The sequence below is a fragment of the Butyricimonas synergistica DSM 23225 genome, from assembly GCF_000379665.1.
Classification (GTDB): domain Bacteria; phylum Bacteroidota; class Bacteroidia; order Bacteroidales; family Marinifilaceae; genus Butyricimonas; species Butyricimonas synergistica.
Genome location: NZ_KB903372.1, coordinates 170,158 through 188,104, shown reverse-complemented (window position 1 = coordinate 188,104; position 17,947 = coordinate 170,158). Strand labels below are relative to the sequence as shown.

14 protein-coding genes and 1 rRNA gene are annotated in these 17,947 nt (G+C 42.5%); 6 read left to right on the top strand and 9 right to left on the bottom strand.

Going from position 1 to position 17,947, the window contains the following annotated elements; all coding sequences use genetic code 11:
- Positions 1 to 143 precede the first annotated feature (143 nt).
- The 6 genes from rrf to A3CY_RS0118525 all read left to right on the top strand — a co-directional run bounded on the left by rrf (position 144) and on the right by A3CY_RS0118525 (position 10,188).
- Positions 144 to 254 (top strand): 5S ribosomal RNA (gene rrf, locus A3CY_RS0118550).
- Positions 255 to 355: 101 nt separating this feature from the next.
- Entirely contained in the window at positions 356 to 1,885 is a 1,530-nt protein-coding gene (locus A3CY_RS22325; RefSeq protein WP_018339451.1) for a histidine kinase, read from the top strand.
- A gap of 125 nt (positions 1,886 to 2,010) precedes the next feature.
- Positions 2,011 to 4,581 carry a zinc-dependent metalloprotease gene (locus tag A3CY_RS0118540; protein WP_018339450.1) on the top strand — a complete coding sequence of 857 codons (2,571 nt, stop codon included), beginning with the start codon at positions 2,011 to 2,013 and terminating at the stop codon, positions 4,579 to 4,581.
- Positions 4,582 to 4,618: 37 nt separating this feature from the next.
- A complete protein-coding gene (locus A3CY_RS0118535; RefSeq protein WP_026207869.1) occupies positions 4,619 to 7,939 on the top strand; it encodes a SusC/RagA family TonB-linked outer membrane protein in 3,321 nt (1,106 codons plus the stop codon).
- A gap of 10 nt (positions 7,940 to 7,949) precedes the next feature.
- Positions 7,950 to 9,308 (top strand): RagB/SusD family nutrient uptake outer membrane protein, encoded by a 1,359-nt coding sequence (locus A3CY_RS0118530; RefSeq protein ID WP_040372030.1) that lies wholly within the window; start codon positions 7,950 to 7,952, stop codon positions 9,306 to 9,308.
- A gap of 145 nt (positions 9,309 to 9,453) precedes the next feature.
- Positions 9,454 to 10,188, top strand: a complete 735-nt coding sequence (locus tag A3CY_RS0118525; protein ID WP_018339447.1) for a LytR/AlgR family response regulator transcription factor — start codon at positions 9,454 to 9,456, stop codon at positions 10,186 to 10,188.
- Between the two features lie 64 nt (positions 10,189 to 10,252).
- Here the strand turns inward: A3CY_RS0118525 and A3CY_RS0118520 are convergent, their stop codons facing one another.
- The 9 genes from A3CY_RS0118520 to A3CY_RS21630 all read right to left on the bottom strand — a co-directional run bounded on the left by A3CY_RS0118520 (position 10,253) and on the right by A3CY_RS21630 (position 17,897).
- Positions 10,253 to 10,861: an outer membrane beta-barrel protein gene (locus A3CY_RS0118520; protein WP_026207867.1), complete on the bottom strand. Its 609-nt coding sequence runs from the start codon at positions 10,859 to 10,861 to the stop codon at positions 10,253 to 10,255.
- A 38-nt stretch (positions 10,862 to 10,899) separates the two neighbouring features.
- Positions 10,900 to 11,571 (bottom strand): DUF4136 domain-containing protein, encoded by a 672-nt coding sequence (locus A3CY_RS0118515; protein WP_018339445.1) that lies wholly within the window; start codon positions 11,569 to 11,571, stop codon positions 10,900 to 10,902.
- Between the two features lie 174 nt (positions 11,572 to 11,745).
- Positions 11,746 to 12,138 (bottom strand): ExbD/TolR family protein, encoded by a 393-nt coding sequence (locus tag A3CY_RS0118510; RefSeq protein ID WP_065218721.1) that lies wholly within the window; start codon positions 12,136 to 12,138, stop codon positions 11,746 to 11,748.
- A gap of 25 nt (positions 12,139 to 12,163) precedes the next feature.
- On the bottom strand, positions 12,164 to 12,829 hold the full coding sequence (locus tag A3CY_RS0118500) for a MotA/TolQ/ExbB proton channel family protein (RefSeq protein ID WP_018339442.1): 666 nt from the start codon (positions 12,827 to 12,829) through the stop codon (positions 12,164 to 12,166).
- Positions 12,830 to 12,978: 149 nt separating this feature from the next.
- A complete protein-coding gene (locus A3CY_RS0118495) occupies positions 12,979 to 13,935 on the bottom strand; it encodes an ABC transporter permease (RefSeq protein WP_018339441.1) in 957 nt (318 codons plus the stop codon).
- The gene (locus A3CY_RS0118490; protein WP_018339440.1) at positions 13,928 to 14,668 is read right to left on the bottom strand and encodes an ABC transporter ATP-binding protein; all 741 of its coding nucleotides are present in this window, start codon (positions 14,666 to 14,668) and stop codon (positions 13,928 to 13,930) included. Before A3CY_RS0118490 ends, A3CY_RS0118495 begins: the two co-directional genes overlap by 8 nt.
- Before the next feature lie 3 nt (positions 14,669 to 14,671).
- Positions 14,672 to 15,817 (bottom strand): COG1470 family protein, encoded by a 1,146-nt coding sequence (locus A3CY_RS0118485; protein ID WP_018339439.1) that lies wholly within the window; start codon positions 15,815 to 15,817, stop codon positions 14,672 to 14,674.
- Between the two features lie 201 nt (positions 15,818 to 16,018).
- Positions 16,019 to 16,960: a YeiH family protein gene (locus tag A3CY_RS0118480; RefSeq protein WP_018339438.1), complete on the bottom strand. Its 942-nt coding sequence runs from the start codon at positions 16,958 to 16,960 to the stop codon at positions 16,019 to 16,021.
- Between the two features lie 67 nt (positions 16,961 to 17,027).
- Positions 17,028 to 17,897: a helix-turn-helix domain-containing protein gene (locus A3CY_RS21630; protein ID WP_018339437.1), complete on the bottom strand. Its 870-nt coding sequence runs from the start codon at positions 17,895 to 17,897 to the stop codon at positions 17,028 to 17,030.
- Between the last annotated feature and the right edge of the window lie 50 nt (positions 17,898 to 17,947).

The following is a 17,947-nucleotide window of genomic DNA, read 5'->3' as shown; positions in this document are numbered from 1 at the left end:
ATGATTCGATTAACGTTCCAAGCGATTGTCAAAACAATCGCTTGAAGGCATGAATGAATAATGGACTTTAAAGATATTTGTCACGGTTGGCAAGAGTGCCACGCTGGAGTGACGTGAGTTGGAAACGACTTTGAATGGTATTAAACGGTGTCTATAGCGACGGTGATCCACCTCTTCCCATCCCGAACAGAGAAGTTAAGCCCGTTAGCGCCGATGGTACTGCCGAAAGGTGGGAGAGTAGGTCGATGCCAAATTTAGAGAGAGCGAGTTCAAATGACTCGCTCTTTTTTTATCTGAACTTTTCATTTTCAATTTTCAATTTTTCATTTTCAATTGTTTATGTATCTTTGTCGCGATGAGAATACGGACGAATATCATATCGATAGGTTTAATCCTGTTAGCGTTGTTTATGATCGCGATATATTTGATTGGTAAAAAAATCAGCGATGTTGGTAATGATATGAACAATGCAAACGTGAGGGAGGCTTCACGTTACCGGGCGGAGTCCGTGGCTTATGAATTTCGAAAAACGGAGGAATTACAACGTTTGGCTAGGGAGTTTTTCGGGCGTACGGAATCCTATAATGAAGTGGATTTGTTTTCTCTTTTGAAGACCATGTTGCAGTTAGACCCGAAATTGAGCAGAACGTGGTTTTTTCGGGGAACAAAGGATTCGTTGCGTATATTGGAACGTAATAGTGAGTCCTTTCGTCGTATGAAACTCTCGGGGAGCGAGTTGAAATATATGTACACTTTACTTGACACCATGAGAGAGCATCATTATAGCGGGACGTACACGGAGAATGGCAAAATATACTGGACGACGATTGAAACGATAGAACCGGCGGTTTCCCGAAAAGCTCTTTTCGGTTTTGATATTTTGCTAACGGATTTGCATTCTTATTTTGCCGAGGCTAGCGGAAAAGTTTCCAGTTACGTGTTTATCGTGAACGAGCAAGGGGTATTGCTATCTCATCCGGATGAAAGGTTGTTGGGGTCATCTCCTTTCCAGCAGGAAGAGCTAGATACCTTGAGGGAGGTGATGAAGACGAAGCATGAAGTGGAGATGATGGTGCATTCTGTTTTCTTGTCTTCCCCGGTACTTCGTATTTATTATCCCTTGACAATCGGCGAGGAGAATTGGGTAATAGCCGTGAACGTACCCCAGTATGGAAATAGAGAGATTTTGGATGAATTTCATCGTTATACGTTGATGATAGCTTTGATTACGATCGTGATATTTGCGGTGTTGCTTTTCTTCGCTCAGCATAAATGGCGTAAAGAGTATCGGTTGAGACGGAAAATAGAGCGGGAGTCAATGGAACTGCATTTACAACAATTGAAAAACCAGATTAACCCGCATTTCTTATTTAATTCCTTGAATTCTTTGAGCGTACTGATCGGTACGGATTCTGTCTTGGCGAAAGAGTTCGTGTTGAAGTTATCTAAAGTATATCGTTATTTGCTGGAAACGAGGAATGAAAGTTTGTCTACTATAAAGGAGGAGATCGATTTTACCCGGCAATATTATTTTTTGCAGAAGATACGTTTCGGTGAACAGTTAGAGTTAACGATTGACGTCTCTCTAGCCTGTCTGGACGCGAAAATACCTTCCATGAGTTTACAAATGCTGGTTGAGAACGCTATCAAACATAACCAGATCACGATGCAGAGTCCATTGCATATTCACATCCATGATGATGAAGATTGGTTGATAGTGAGTAATAATTACCAACCTCGAGGGGAATCCGGCGAAGCCTCGATGGGCGTGGGATTTGAGCGAATCCGTACTATTTACGAGTTTTATTCCCGTGAAAAATTTGTATATGGTTGTCAAAATGGTTATTACGTGTGCAAATTGCCTCTTTTGAGAAATGATTTATAACTAAAAATCGAACTTTCACTCCGTTTTTTCGGGGATTCACTCCTATTTTATTTTTATTCGGCGAAATCTGTCTTAATATTGTATAGCATCAAAGATTTAGGTCAGATTTAACGAATAAATAAAGTATGGCAAAAACAAAGACATTTATCTTAGGCGTGACAATGATCGTGGCATTATTGTTACTTTCCATGACGGGATATTCTAGTGAAAGACAAAAGAAAAAAAAGTCTGAAGAAAAAACGGAAGTAGCCAGTAAGGATACTTATGGTGAATTAGTAAAAAAGGCAAAGGTTGCCGAAGGAGTGATCAAAATTCTGACGGTGGAGAATGATTATTATTTCGAGATCGCCGATTCATTGATGGGACGTGATCTCTTGATCGTGAATAAAGTGTCGGGAGTGCCTTACGAATTGAATGATGCAGGGTTGAATCGAGGAATGGAATATGATGATAAACTAATCCGTTTCTATAAAGACGAGAAGTTGAATAAAGTATGGGTGACAACCTATAATCCGAGAGTAAGTGCGCCGGAAGGAGACGCGATAGCGGAATCGGTGAAGGCGAATTACCGGGAGTCGGTGATCGAGTATTTCCCGATCGAGGCATACGGGAAAGATTCGGCATCCGTGGTGATTAAAGTAAATAAGATATTTGACGGAAGCGAGAAAAGCTTTAATGATGTATATAATAGTATCTCTTTGGGGGGAGCGATAAAGACAAATTTATCAAAGATATTGAGTGTGAAAGTGTTCCCTGAGAATGTGGTGGTGAAAGCGCTGATGACGACGTCAGTGGTAGATGGTGGCGTGGCTGTCCCTTTGACCGTAGAGACGACAACGAACTTGGTGTTGTTGCCGGAAGTGCCGATGAAGCCGCGTTTCGCGGATCCCCGTGTAGGGTTCTTCACGACGGAGCATGCTTATTTTAATGATGCGCAACAAAAAGTAGAAAAACGGGAGTTCGTCCACCGTTGGCGGTTAGAACCGAAGCCGGAAGATGTAGAGAAATATAATAGAGGAGAGGTGGTAGAGCCTGTTAAACCGATTGTGTTTTATATCGATCCTTCAACCCCGAAACAGTGGAGGGAGGAAATAAAGGCAGGAGTATTGGATTGGCAGGCAGCATTCGAGGCAGCAGGTTTCAAAAATGCTGTTATCGCGAAGGATGTCCCCGAGGGTGATGAAGATTTCGATATAGATGATGTTCGTTATTCTGTCATCACCTATGCGGCATCTGAGCAGGCGAACGCTATGGGACCTTCTGTTGTGGATCCCCGTTCCGGTGAGATTATAGAGGCTGACGTGGTATGGTGGCATAACGTGATGTCATTGCTTCATTCATGGATACAAGTTCAAACGGGACCGATAGACCCGAGAGCACGGGGAAATAAATTGAGTGACGAGCATATGGCTAGTGCTATTCGTTTCGTGTCATCGCACGAAGTTGGTCACACGTTCGGGTTGAAGCATAATATGGGTGCCTCCTCGTCTTTCCCTGTGGATTCATTGAGATCCCCGAGTTTTACCTCGAAGATGGGGGGCACGGCAAGTTCTATCATGGATTATGCCCGTTTTAATTACGTGGCACAACCTGGAGATGGTGTCGTGGCTATTACTCCTAAGATTGGAATATATGATAAATTTGCTATTAATTGGGCTTATCGTTGGTTAGACACGGAAACACCGCAAGAGGAGTTGCCGATTTTGAACGGCTGGATTCGGGAACACGAGGATGATCCGATGTATTGGTACGGGGAGCAACAAGACCCGAAAGACCCAATCGACCCGCGATCACAAGATGAAGACCTGGGTGATGATGTTGTGAAAGCGAATCGTTACGGGATTATGAACTTGAAGCGAATCGTGCCGAATATTATCACGTGGACGGAAGAAGAAGGAGAAGGATTCACGCAAGCTGGCAGGTTGTTGATGGCAGTGATTAACCAATGGAAAATGTACGCCGGACACGTGACGGCAAACGTGGGTGGTATATATATAAACAATCCGGTAATGGGTAGTTCAGAGGATCGTTACGTTCCCGTGCCGAGAGAGAGACAGAAGGAGAGCGTGAAATATTTGATCGATGAAGTATTTATCGTTCCGGATTGGTTGTTTGGAGCAGAGGTGTGGAAGAAGAGTTACCCGATACAAATGGGTGTAGAATATTCTCCTTACACGGTGGCACGAGAGATGCAGTACGCTACGTTCTATAATTTGTTGAAAGACGATCGCCTGATGCGTATGTTTGATGCGGAAGCGACTTTAGGACGTGCTAAATGTTATACTCCCGAGGAGATGTTCGCGGATATTCACAAAGTTATATTCGCCAGTTCTAACGCGGGAAAGAACCTGTCACTTTATGAAAGGATGACACAGAAGAACTTTATCGATGCCATCATTGTGAGTTCAAATAAAGCCGTGGAGAAAACAACAAAGAAGGCTTTACACAATACAAACGCGTGTTGCTTTGCCTCAAAAGAAGCTGCGTTTAAAATAGAACCTAGAGAAGACGCTCAATTGAGAATTTTGCATTTCACTTCCATGGGACGGGTATCTGAGGCGGTGTCCGTGAAAAGAGGTGAGTTGTTGAAAGTTCTGAAATTGGCGGAAAGTAAGCGAAACACGGGCAACGTTGAAACGAGAAATCATTATGAAGATTTGATTATCCGTATCAAGGAAGCTTTGAACATGAGATAATTATTATACCTTTAACATACGAAGTAAACAAATGAACATGAGAAAATTTTTATTATTGATTGCGTTATTCTGTCCGCTTTGGTTGCTCGCTCAGAACGAGGGAGACTACCGAACAATTAAGGGCGTGGTAATGGATTCCGTTACGAACGAGACTTTGATTGGAGCGACAGTGGTTATAGATCCGGATGCCCCGGAGTCCAAGAATTTGGGACCTAAAGGAACAATCACGGATATCGATGGAAACTTTGAATTGAAAGTACCGAAAGCCGTGAATTACGTGGTAATTAGTTTTATCGGGTATAAACCCTTGAAACTGGACATCTCTAAAAAGACGGAGTTCAAGGTGCTTTTACAACCGGATTTGGAGCAGTTGGAGGAAGTGGTGGTGACTGGGTATCAAAAAATAGAGAAACGAAAAGCTACCTCTGCAATTCAAACTGTAAAGATGGATGATATAAAACGAATAGGAGTTGCCAGTATCGATCAACTATTGGAAGGACAGGTTGCGGGTATGACTTCAATCCCCACGAATGGAGCTCCGGGTGCACCTAATAAAATGCGTATTCGTAGTACGGTGTCTTTGAGTGGGAGTACGGATCCGCTGTGGGTTATGGATGGTATGATTTTGGAAGGGAATGATATTCCGACAGATTTTAATAGTAAAGATAATATTGATGAATTATATAATACATCTATCGGAGGTGTTAATCCTTCGGATATTCAAGATATCACGATATTAAAGGATGCGGCGGCAACTGCAATTTATGGTGCTCGTGCTGCAAATGGTGTAATTGTTATAACGACGAAAAAAGGCTCTAGGGGAAAACCTCGGGTGAATTTTTCAGGAGGAGTATTTTATACATTAAAGCCGGATTTGGATAAGTTGAATTTAATGAATGCTTCAGAAAAAGTTGATTTTGAGTTAGATTTAGCTTCTCGTTCAGATTTGGATTATCGGAGTGATTATGGAGAGGTTGCTCGAATATTAAAAAGACACGATCAGTTAGGAGTTCTTCGGGAAAATGGATTTGGAGGATTATCCTCTGATGCTCAATCTGAGATTAATGCATTACGTAATATTAACACGAATTGGGGGGATGTCATTTATCGGAATGCAGTGAATCAACAATATAATATTAGTGTTTCGGGAGGTTCTGATTTCGCTAGATATTATTTTTCAGGTGGTTATTATAACGAAGAGGGTACTACAAGAAATACGGGATTTGAGCGTTATAATATAACGATGAAAACAGATTTTGATATAATTCCGAATTTGAATGTAGGAGTTTCTTTATTTGTAACTGATAGTAAACGGAATAGTTATTTGACAGATGCAGATGCGTTTATAAATCCGGCGAACTATTCTCGAAATGCAAACCCTTATTTGAAATTAAGAGATGAGAATGGCGATTATGTCTATGATCAGGATATAGAAGGATATAGTGGGAGGTATGTGAAGTTTAATTATTTGGAAGAGATGAATAATACGAAATATACCTTAAAAAATAGATCCATAAAACCGATGCTTTCTTTAAATTATAAGGTCGCTTCATGGTTAAATCTTTCTACACAATTTGGTATGCAATTGGAACATACCAGTTCTGAAAAGATTGCAGATAAAGAAACTTATTATGTCCGTAAATATAGAGAAAGAACGAGAGTAAACGATGGAACATATTTTCTCCCGGATGGAGGTATTATTCAAAATGCTACAACTGATATGAATCAATACCAATGGAAATTACAAGGAGAGTTTAATAAATATTTTGCAGAAAAGCACGAAGTGAATGTGATGGCTGGATTGGAAATGAGGGGAAATAAGACAACAACGATTCAGACTAAAGGGTTTGGGTATGATCCAAATTCCTTGACAACGAAGCCTCTAGTTTTTCCTACAGGAAGTACAGCTGTTGATGAAGCGGCATTCCGTCAATATCAGAAAAGTTTTGCGGAAGATAGATTCTTGTCTTATTACATGACGGCTTCCTATGCTTATGATAATCGATATGTATTTTTTGGAAGTTTGCGTTACGATGGTTCAAATATGTTCGGTGTCGATCGTAAATATAAATATCTGCCTTTATGGTCTGTATCCGGGGCGTGGAATATAAATAGAGAAGAATTTATGCGTGATGTAGAGTGGCTATCGAACTTGAAATTGCGAGCATCTTACGGTATTCAAGGAAATGTAGATAAAAACACGTCACCAGAACTTGTTGGTAGCTGGGGAAATGTTACGATTTTACCGGGTGAGAGCGAACCAAATATTTCAGTTGATTCTCCTCCAAATCAATATTTACGTTGGGAGAAAACAAGAAACTGGAATGGTGGCTTGGATGTTGCTGTACTTGATAATCGGGTAGCTTTGAGTTTGGATGTGTACCATCGTTTAAGTAAGGATCTTATTGGTTTACGGTCTTTGCCTGGCGAAAATGGGTTTAATTTTTCAAATATGAACTGGGCAAGATTAACTAATAAAGGTTTTGAGTTTTCTTTATCAACTGTGAATATTCAAACAAAGAATTTCAAATGGTCGATGGACTTTAATATCGCACATAATAAAAGTGTAATTAATAAGATTAATGTTCGGGAAAATTCATATGAACCTTCTCGAGAAGGGTATTCTGTCGGTGCTGTATTTTCTTTGAAAACAGCTGGTTTGGATGAAAACGGGATGCAGATGTTCTATAATAAACAAGGACAAAAAGTTTCGTTTAATGAATTTTATCAATTGAGAGAAGGATCTCAAATGGGAGGTTTCATAACCTTTTTGGAAAGTGGATTGTCTGCAGAACAATATCGTGATTTATATACTTATGAGGGAACAACGGAACCGAAATTTACGGGAGGTTGGATAAATAAATTCCGTTATCGTAATTTTGATTTAACTATTGCAGCTTCATTTATTTTGGACCAAACAGTACAAGAAACTCCGTTCTATAATCCGGCAACTACATCGCCTGGACAGAATTATTCGAATAGGATGTTCCAAATATGGTCTCCAAGTAATCCGAATGGGAAATATGCACGGTTGATCGGTACTAATACAGAAGGAGAAAAAAATTGGGGTTACCAATGGTTACAGGTGAAAGATCCGGGAAACTCATATAGGAGTTATGATATATGGTTTAAGCAAATGAGCTATATGCGTATTAATAGTATTCGCTTGGGGTATAATATCCCAGAAGAAATAATGAGAAAAATAGGTTTTGCTGCAGCTCGAATTAGCTTTGAATCTAGGAATCCTTTTGTTTTTGGGGGAAGTTACAAAGGTTATTTCGATCCGGAGACTTATGGAAGTATTTATGCGCAGCCTTTGGCAAAAACGTTTTCTTGTGGTATAGACTTGACCTTTTAATTAATTTAGTATGATGAAATATATACAATCTGTAATAATATCTTTGGTTATGTTCACGTCATGTAACTATTTGGACGTGGAACCAGTAGGCAAAGTGATACCTGATGAAGTTTCCGAATTTAGGGCTTTATTAGCATCGGCTTATTCAACTTATCCTAGATATAAACATTATCTGACCGTACGTTCGGATGAAGTATTCCCTTATATATATGGATTGTCTTATGACAATTATATTGATATGGCTACGTGGAAAGACGAGAGTGATGATCCTCTCACGTATGATTATCCTTGGCAACAAATGTATAGAATGATCTTTTATGCGAATAGTATAATTGATGGAGTATTGGATGCGAAAGTAGACGTGACTGATGATACTAGAGAACAAATTTTGGCAGAAGCTTATTGTTTACGGGCTTATACGCATTTTGAATTACTGAATCTCTATGCGAAGCAATATACGAGAGAAACAGCTTCATCTGATAAAGGTGTCCCTATTGTTTTGAAAGTGGATATAGATCAAAATTTTCCAAGAGCAACAGTGGAAGAGGTGTATACTCAAATACTGAAAGATATAGAAGAAGCTGAGAAATATATGCAACTAGATGAGCAACCGGCTTCTACACGTTACCGTTTTTCTAAGAAGTCATTAAAAGCTTTGGAGGCTAGAGTTCGTTTATATCGGGGAGAATGGGATTTGGCACAGGCGGCAGCGGAAGAAATTCTTCCTCAGTGTGCATTGACCGATATGGTCGCAGATGCTGAGGCTAAACCTTGGGCTTATGATTCACAAGAAGCTATTTTGTCATTAGAACAGGTTTCAAATGTGGATATTGTAGATGATATGACAATGCTTTGGAATATTGGCGATAAATATAACTCTGGGCAAGAGAATGATACTTATAAAGATACTCGGGTTAACCGTTATTTTAGAGTATCATATAGTGGGTATATTCCTAATAAAGGTACGGCGCTAAGTGATAAGGTTACTTTTAGAAGTTCTGAAATTTATTTGATTGCAGCTGAAGCTGCTGCAAGGCAAACGGGAAAGCTTGATGTTGCAAGGGGGTATTTGTTGTCAGTGATGAAAAATCGTTTAATTGCCAGTTATTATGATGAGAAAAAGGTTGAAATAGAGAAAATGAATCAGGAGCAATTAATAAATGAAATTATGGATGAACGAGCTCGGGAACTCGTATTCGAAGGACATCGTTGGTATGATTTGCGTCGTACAACACGTCCCGAAATTGTGAAAACTTATTATAATGAAGAATTTGAAGAGTTTACCGCAACATTGTATGCTGATGATCCCAAATATACTATTCCTTTCCCAAAAGAGGCGATTGAAAATAATCCTAATTTGATAGATTAGGTTGTATGTTTTAGGTTTATTAGTGGTTGGAAGCGCAGAGGAAAAATCCTCTGCGTTTGCTTTTTTGCTTTCGTGAACTATTTTCTATATTTTTGTAGATACGGAATCGGGGATGTACCCTGATGGGTATTTATAAAAATAGCCTATGAATGCAGTTATTATTGAAGACGAGTATCTTGCAGCTTCGGAGTTGGAGAGGTTGTTGGGGGAGGTGGCTCCGGATGTTGTTATTTTGGCGAAGTTGGGTTCGGTGAGCGAGAGCGTGGCGTGGTTGCGGAAGAATAAAGTGGATGTGATTTTTATGGATATTCATCTGGGGGACGGGCAGAGTTTTGATATTTTTGGGCAGGTGGAGATCACGGTGCCGGTAATTTTTATCACGGCATATGACGAGTACGCGTTAAAGGCGTTTAAGTACCAGGGGATAGATTATATTTTGAAACCGTTTGATAAGGAAGAGTTAGTGCAGGCATTGGGTAAATTGGACTCGCTTTCTGCTGCAAATGTTCCTTTCCCAGCGGCTTCATTAACCGTGTACCAAGAGCGTTTCCTCGTGACCGTGGGTACCAAGATGAAGTCCGTGACGATCGGGGATGTGGCTTATTTTATGGCAGACGGGAAGTATTTGGTGCTTTTTACCCGGGACGGGCAGAATTATATCCTCGACCAAACGATCAGCGGGATCGAGTCGAAATTGAACCCCGCTCGTTTCTTCAAGATTAACCGGAAGTTTATTATCAGCTATGATGCTATCAAGGAAATGGTGAAATATTCCAATAGTAGGATTAAGATTATTTTGTCGCCATTGCCGCCAAGTGGGATTGAAGCTATCGTGAGTTCGGAGCGGATTCAGGAGTTCAAGCAGTGGCTGAACCAATAACGAAAAGACTGTGCCCTTGCGAGCACAGTCTGTCCCTATTGATTACCTAGTTGTTTTTGTTTATTTAGTTTCCCATAAACACGATACCCAAGCTAAGCGTGAAGTTTTGCATGGCTTCTACTTTCCCGGCTTTCGTGCCGTAGGTGTATTTAGCCCCGATGTTGAATGCAAACTGGTCGTTAACTGGGATAATTGTACCTATTTCAGGAGCGAAGGCGAATTGCCATTTGGAGTTGGTGGAGCTGAATTGTCCCACGTCTAACTTCATTTCCGTCCAGCTTGTACCGACGCCTAGTCCGAAATAAGGTCTGAACGTGCTATTCTGATCCGTGAACCAGTAACGCCCGATTGCCATGATGGGCACAGTATTGACGTAGCGGTATTGATAACCGGTGATGGTGTGAATGTCATTGCTGCCTTTAAATCTAAAGTTGCCACTTATTTTTCCTTTGTCTTTGTAGAAGGTGTTCCAGCCGATCATACCTCCGACGGAGAATTTCTCTCCTAGGAAATGGTGGTATTCGAGATCCATGCCTCTGAAACTCATTTTACTTGCGAAATCGTGCATTTTGCCAACCGGAACAGACATCTGGTAGTTCAAGTTCAGCATTTGTCCTTTTACTAATGGGCTTAACCCGAATAGTATAAGTGATATTATTAATAACTTTCTCATAATCGTTTGAATTTTAAATTGACAATTAGTGATCTACTCTATTGTGCCTGTTTTTTCAAGTAAGGTGATTGAACGAAACATTGGTCGATGGTTGATTCCATCCTGTCAAGAATAGATTGCGCGGAGCCTTGTAACAAGCCGTCAGCAACTCCACTCCAGAGTACCGGAATCTTTTTCTCTGAGCTTGTCGGAGCCGTTTGGTCTGCCGCAATCATGTCGATCACGATAGAACCGCTTCTGTAAGAGTATACGGCAACAGGATTCCACGGGTAAGAAGGTCCCCAACCCGGTCCCCAGGTCGGTCCCCAAACCCAGTTCCATCCCGGATACCAACCCCAGTAGTTGTACCAGTAGTCGTTGGCGTAGTAATAATTCACGTTAGAGAAAGCTGATACGGTGACAATGAAACTCGGCTGCACATCACTTTCGCTTTGCGGGTCAATGTAGGTGTAACCCAGTTGAGTGAAATTGTCTTTTACCAGTTGTAAGATTTGTGGGTCATAAGTGTGGTTCGGTGTTTCCCCTTGAGCCACGAAGTAGACAATCGTATCGGGAAGTGAGAATGTAGTATACTTGGAGAAGTCTGCATTCTTGTCATAATTGGTTATGGCAACATCCATCTCCTTCACTGTGTCTGCGCCTCCCGGGTAACATGAGACCAGAAACTGTGCAAACAGTCCGATGCATGATAAAAAAAGTAAACGTTTCATACTGTGTTAGTTTTAGTTTAACAATTGTTGCTAATATATTTTATCTACAACGAGATAATCATTACAAGCGATGAGTATCAAGTTCTTGATCACTTGTGTGAGGTTGTATACGCCAACGTGGGCGATAGGTTTCAGCTTCGCCAATTTATTTTTTACATAGGTCTGTAAGCTAATCTATTCGGGGGTTGTGGCTAAGATCAGGCGGTATTTATGGTCTTTGGCGATATTCATTACTTTCACGATTTGCTCCAGTGGCACGGATTTATCAGCCTGGAGAGAAATGCAGGGATCGTCTTGTTCTTTTAATTCTTCCACGAGCCGACGCTCGAGCATCGAGAAAGGGATTACCTTTTCGTTCAAGTAGAACGTGTAGTTTTTGTCAATGGACACGACCACGATAGGTCTGTCGGAAGTTTGGTTCGTGCTTTCCGGTAACAGTAATCTTAAGGCGTTCGGGTTGATCAAGGTGGATGAAACCATGAAAAAGATCAACAATAGGAATACGATGTCGGTCATGGACGACATGTTGAAATTCGGGTTGATTTTACTTTTGCGTTTGATTGCCATGACAAAAAAAGTTGAAAATTTAAAGTTATTTTTTTAGATGGAGAAGGTCGATGAGTTCGGAGGAGTGGTGTTCGATGGTGAGAACGATTTTATCGATTCTTGCGACTAGAAAGTTATAAGCCAACTGTCCGATGATACCAACGATAAGTCCTGCCACGGTAGTGATCATTGCCGTGTAAATACCTCTGGACAGGAGAGTGATGTCAATGTTACTTCCTGCCATTGCCATATCATAGAAAGCTTGCACCATGCCGACCACGGTTCCGAGAAAACCGATCATGGGGGCAACTCCGGCACAGGTGGCTAACGTGGGCAGGCCTCTCTCCAACAAGGCGACCTCGTAGTTGGCGGTGTCTTCCATTGCCTGGCGGATTTCACTCGGGATTTCTCCTTGCATGGTGATTCCCTTGGCGATTGTTTTTGCCAGCGGGCTTCCTTCTGCTTCACATTCGGCGAGCACGGCTTTGGTGTTGTTGTTTTGGATGTATTCCCGAATTTTCTGCATGAAGGTCGCATCATTTATACCCGTTTTGCGGAGTAGCCAATAACGTTCGCAAGCGATGTAAATGGCTATGATGGAGAGTATAAAGATGGGGATCATTAGCCAGCCGCCTTTGACAACCATTCCCCACAAGCTCATGTCTGTGTCTGCTGCCGGGGTGGCAAGGATTATAAATGTTGTGTACACCATACGTTTTTCATTTTGTCGTGCGAAGATAAAAACTTAAAGTTAAAAACTAAAAGATAAGAGGTAAAAGTTTAGTGATTGCCAATAGGGTGATTCTTTAAACACAAAATCATCAAATCGGCAATCACGAAACTTTTAGCCTTTTCGTTTCCTTATCTGGATCTGATTTCTTTCCTCATAAATGAGGCATAAGATAGGGCGAAACAGATTACAGTGGCAGCAATTAATCCCGTGAGTTGAGGCCAGACTACCATCAAGCTTTGCCCGAGTGGCAGCGGGCTAGGGATGGCACCGTGCACCTGTTCCATGGTTAGCGGTCCAAGACTTCTTACCGAGGGCATCAGCAACGTGGTGGTAGCTTCGTTGAAAAGCATACTTGGAGCGAAACGCAGCAGGTTGAGCATGAATTTCTGGTAACTGATGATCTGGTACGTGCTTGCCATTGCCGAGGGGCTGATGGCTTTCCCTACCAGGTTGACAATCATGTTGTAGAATACACTGAAAAACAACCATACTGCTATGCATGCTAGTGCAGAGGTGGCAGCCTGTTTGAATTTGATCGAGAAGAATATCGACAAATTTAACCAGAATGCCACGTAAACGATGCTTACCCCGATAAAGCAGATAATACGCGAGAACTCTTCGGCTGTTGGGGGTATCCCGATGGCGATTAACCCGAATCCCATGACCAGCAGTGCCAACGTTAGCAACATAACCCCGATGACGATCAAGGCGCCCACGAATTTGGCATTAATGAGGTAATCCCTGTGTATGGGTTGGGATAGTACCCGGCTCAGCGTTCCTTTGTTTTGCTCGGAGTTGATGGCATCGAAACCTAATCCAATCCCGAGCAAGGGACCCAGAAAGCTGATGAAGATCACGAAAGAGGGCAACGTCCCGTCAGATGCGGTAAAGAGTTTCAAGAAAAGAAACGAACCGTCTGGATCATTGGGTTTTATTGCAGCCCCGATGTTGGTCAGTGCCGTGTATAGTGAACCCATGCAGGTTAGCGCAATGATGGCAATCAAGATGATGAACCTCCAACTTCTGACGTGGTCGGCAACTTCCTTACGGACGATCACCCAAAACGGACTTTGAATTTTATTCATGGCTTTTTCCTCCTCCGAAATAACGGTTATACATATTCTCGAGCCCGTGTTCTTCGCTTTGCAGTTCTTCGATGTTTACTTCTGCCAGTAATTTTCCCCCTCCGAACAATCCAACCCGGTCGCAGATCTGCTGTACTTGATCCAGATGGTGGGAGGAGAAAAGCACGGTTAGCCCGTTTTCGTCTCTCAGTTGCCGGATGAGATCCATGAACTCTTGTACCCCGGCGGGATCTATTCCGGACGTGGGTTCATCAAGGATAATGACTTCCGGGTTTTTGATTAATACATCGGCAAGACCGAGTCGCTGCCGCATTCCCCGGGAATATTTTCCCGCCTTTTTCTTCGTGTCCAAGGGTAACCCGACCCGTTCGAGTAATTCCCGTGCTTTTGCCTGAGCTTTTTTCTCGTCGATCCGGTTGAGGCGTGCTGTATAGAGCAAGTTCTCGATACCGGTCATGTCGTCGTAGAAGCCCACGTCTTCGGGCAAGTACCCTACCTTCTCCCGTACTTGTATGGGATTTCGGGTGGAGTCGATACCGCATACTTTTACGTCGCCCGAGGTGGGATCTGTCAACCCGAGCATCATTAGTATTGTGGTGGATTTCCCGGCACCGTTCGGTCCTAGTATGCCGAAGATCTCTCCTTTGCGTACGGTAAGGTTGATACGGTCTACAGCGGAGAATTTCCCGTATTGTTTGGTTAAATCATGGAGTTCTATGATAGGCTCGTGCATGATTTACCTCCTTCCATATTTGCGGAATAGGAAGTACACGCATCCTAGTGCAACCAGAATGACCAATACACCCATCCATCCCCAGATCATAGGTGTTCTTACTGCAATACGAAAATCTGCCGATGAGTTGACCTCCGGGGTCTTGGCAGAGATCTTAGTTACATAGTCCCCCGGAAGGGCTTTCTTGGATGCCTTCACGATGGCAACGGCATTGGCTGTTTCCCCGGCTTTCAGACGATCTATTTTCACGGGTTCGAATGTAACTTCCCAATCTGCGGGTTTGTTAGCGGAAAGTTGGATGTCTTTTAGTTCTGCCGATCCCGTGTTTTTGATCACGAGGTCGAGGCGTTTCGTATCGCCTGCCGTGATTTCGGCACTAAGTAAGCCGCGGGGAGTGGTTAATTCCATCTGGTAAGTACCTGTGATGACAACTTCGAGTTGCAGGTCTGCTGATGTAGTGCTAGTTACAGCTCGAACGGGAATTTTGTATGTTCCTGCCTCCACGTTGGCGGGAGGGGTAATGTCTATCGTGATGTTTTGGGTTGCGTTAGGTTCCACTTGCGCGGAAGTTGCTTGCTTGTAATTAGCTTTGAAGACCGCATTCCACCCCCGGGGGGCTTGAGCCATAAGAGCGTAGAGTTGTTGGTCGGCGGTTTGGTTTTTCAACGTGGCGTTGAACGTGAAAGTCGATTTCGAGTTCCCTTGCATATTGGGTTGGTTCGTCGTGAAATCCGTTTGGTAAGTACCCTGTTTTGAAACGGTTATCGATAAGGGAAGTTCGCCCAACCCCTCTGCCGCGACGGTGAATCGGTAGGTGCCTTTGTTTACTTTCAACGGGATGTCTACCTTCAGGGAGAAGTTCTTTTTTTCTTTCGGGAGTACGGAGAGCTGGTTCACGATCCACGTTCCGGCTTTGATCTCGTACTTCCATCCCCGGGGCATTCCCTTGATGGTAATGTCGGCGTTTTTTACTTCGTCGCTGTTGTTGATGACGTCAATACTGTAATTAATAGATTCTCCCGGCGGCACGGCTATTTTCGTGTAGGGAGTGTACAGAATCACCTTTTTTTCGGGTTCTGATGCCTGCATTTTGAAGGGAAGAACTCCCGTGAGCAGGATGAGTAACAGACTTAAATAATTTGCACGCATTGTTGTAAAAATTACGTTAGATATTTAATTTATTATTCTCACTACATCGCTTACAAATTTAATTACTATGAGTATTATATAATTTTAAAAGATCGGAAAAAAGTTTATGGAAAAGCTATGGTAGCCCCGGGGTGGCAGGAAATAAAAAGAGCCTGTTATGACAGGCTCTTTATGTATGAATGAAAAAAATGAACAGAATAATCAGAGAAGTAAGATCACGCTGGCAGACAAGGTGCTGATACAAATCCATAGGACAATACCGAGCAGGATTGGTTTGAATCCGACTTGTTTGATTGTATCTTTAGAAAGTCCTGCGCCGATCAGGAACAGTGTAAACAACATTCCTACCTTGGCGAAGCTGACGATCTCCGTGTAGAGATGGTTCCATTGCGGGGTATAGGTTGCGACGATCATGGCAATGACGTACAGGAATATGAAATAAGGTATCGAAATTTTTGATTTCTTGTTTGTTCCTTTGTTGTAAAAGAATGCGGCGATAAGCGATATCGGGATAATCCATAAAGCTCGTATCAGTTTGGTCGTGGTAGCAATGACCAACGCTTCGTTGCTGTATGTTTTGGCGGCTCCAACCACGGAACTCGTGTCGTGGATGGCAATGGCACACCAGTATCCGAATTGATGGTCGTTCATTTCCAACCAACGCCCGAGGGGGGGGAATATGAATAGAGCTACGGCGTTTAACATGAAGATGGTTCCCATGGCAACCGTGATGTCTTTGTCTTTAGCCCCGATTACTGGTGCCAAAGCTGCAATAGCACTTCCGCCGCAGATGGCTGTACCCCCGGAAACGAGAAACCCCGTATCCCGTGGGACACGCAGTTTGCGTGTAAAGAAGAGTCCCAGTCCGATGGTGACCACGATGGAAACGATGGTGAACAGAATTCCGGTTTTCCCGGCTTCGATGGCTTGTCCCACGTTCATGCCGAATCCCAAGCCGACAACTGATATTTGTAGAAGAATATGGGTGACCCGGCTATTGATAGCCAAGAACGGGTGACCGATAGTCAGAGATAATATTAAACCTAATAAAAGGGCAAAGCCCGGATCAAGAAAAGGTACAAGAAACATCGCAACGATGAAGAGTACTTCTTTTTGGTTTGTGTTCAGATGAATTTTGTTCATGATCTATTTTAAATTTTGTTCGGTACAAAATTCTTCTAAATCTATGAATTTTGGAAATAAGAAATATTCAGAGGGTATTACTTAAAGATATAGGGTTAGCGTTACTTTTTTTATCCCGGTAATCGACCGGGCTTTTACCCGTGTGTCTTTTGAAATAGCGTGCCAGGTAAGACTGGTTGGGAAAATTCAGTCGGTTGGAAATTTCCTGGATAGTCATTTCCGTTGATTGTAACAACACCTTTATTTCCAGTGTGATATGTTTGTCAATAATCTCTTTTGCCGATTCGTTCGTGACTTTCCGTGTGATAACCGACAGGTAACGGGGTGAAATACATAATTCGTCGGCGTAGAAAGATACATCCTTTTGTTGTATGCAATGCTTTTGCACGAGGGAAATGAATGCGTGGAAAAGTTCCTCACTTCGATCATGTCCTTTCTTTTGTTGCCGGGTGAAGAATCTTTGTGTCTTGTCGTACATATTCAGAAAGAAGCATTGCAACAGGTTCTTGAGGATGGGGGTGCGGAACATATTTCGGGAGTCCCGGTACACGAGGGTAATCATGTTTATCAGTTCATTCACGAGTTCTATTCTCATCCTGTCGTCGTGGGTACACACGGGGTGATCTTTCAGGAAACCGAAAAAGGGGGCTTCCAGGCGAAAGGAGACTTCGTCCATTAATGCCTTAGAGAACGCGATATAGGTTACTTGAAAATCTTTTGACAAGTGGTTTATTGACAGTATTGTAGCCGGGAGAATCACAACCTCTGCATTGGGGCTAACCTTATGTTTTTTTAAATCAATCTCAATTTCTGCCGAACCGTTCCGGCAGAACAGGATCAACCCGTTGTCCAGCCTGAATGGACGGTCGAGGAACATATCCAAGTTGGATGTTCCGGTTACGAGTGGTTCTTGGGTGGTGATGTAAAATGGCTCCATGTATTCTTGTTTTTGTACAAAAATAATGGAAAAAGATCATTTATCGAATG

What these genes read in the sequence shown, in the direction of transcription:
- A3CY_RS0118535 (WP_026207869.1), top strand. Translation starts at nt 4,619, where the DNA reads ATGAGAAAATTTTTATTATTGATTGCGTTATTCTGTCCGCTTTGGTTG.
- A3CY_RS0118485 (WP_018339439.1), bottom strand. Translation starts at nt 15,817, where the DNA reads ATGCGTGCAAATTATTTAAGTCTGTTACTCATCCTGCTCACGGGAGTT.
- A3CY_RS0118530 (WP_040372030.1), top strand. Translation starts at nt 7,950, where the DNA reads ATGATGAAATATATACAATCTGTAATAATATCTTTGGTTATGTTCACG.
- A3CY_RS0118495 (WP_018339441.1), bottom strand. Translation starts at nt 13,935, where the DNA reads ATGAATAAAATTCAAAGTCCGTTTTGGGTGATCGTCCGTAAGGAAGTT.
- A3CY_RS22325 (WP_018339451.1), top strand. Translation starts at nt 356, where the DNA reads ATGAGAATACGGACGAATATCATATCGATAGGTTTAATCCTGTTAGCG.
- A3CY_RS0118525 (WP_018339447.1), top strand. Translation starts at nt 9,454, where the DNA reads ATGAATGCAGTTATTATTGAAGACGAGTATCTTGCAGCTTCGGAGTTG.
- A3CY_RS0118500 (WP_018339442.1), bottom strand. Translation starts at nt 12,829, where the DNA reads ATGGTGTACACAACATTTATAATCCTTGCCACCCCGGCAGCAGACACA.
- A3CY_RS0118510 (WP_065218721.1), bottom strand. Translation starts at nt 12,138, where the DNA reads ATGGCAATCAAACGCAAAAGTAAAATCAACCCGAATTTCAACATGTCG.
- A3CY_RS21630 (WP_018339437.1), bottom strand. Translation starts at nt 17,897, where the DNA reads ATGGAGCCATTTTACATCACCACCCAAGAACCACTCGTAACCGGAACA.
- A3CY_RS0118480 (WP_018339438.1), bottom strand. Translation starts at nt 16,960, where the DNA reads ATGAACAAAATTCATCTGAACACAAACCAAAAAGAAGTACTCTTCATC.
- A3CY_RS0118540 (WP_018339450.1), top strand. Translation starts at nt 2,011, where the DNA reads ATGGCAAAAACAAAGACATTTATCTTAGGCGTGACAATGATCGTGGCA.
- A3CY_RS0118515 (WP_018339445.1), bottom strand. Translation starts at nt 11,571, where the DNA reads ATGAAACGTTTACTTTTTTTATCATGCATCGGACTGTTTGCACAGTTT.
- A3CY_RS0118490 (WP_018339440.1), bottom strand. Translation starts at nt 14,668, where the DNA reads ATGCACGAGCCTATCATAGAACTCCATGATTTAACCAAACAATACGGG.
- A3CY_RS0118520 (WP_026207867.1), bottom strand. Translation starts at nt 10,861, where the DNA reads ATGAGAAAGTTATTAATAATATCACTTATACTATTCGGGTTAAGCCCA.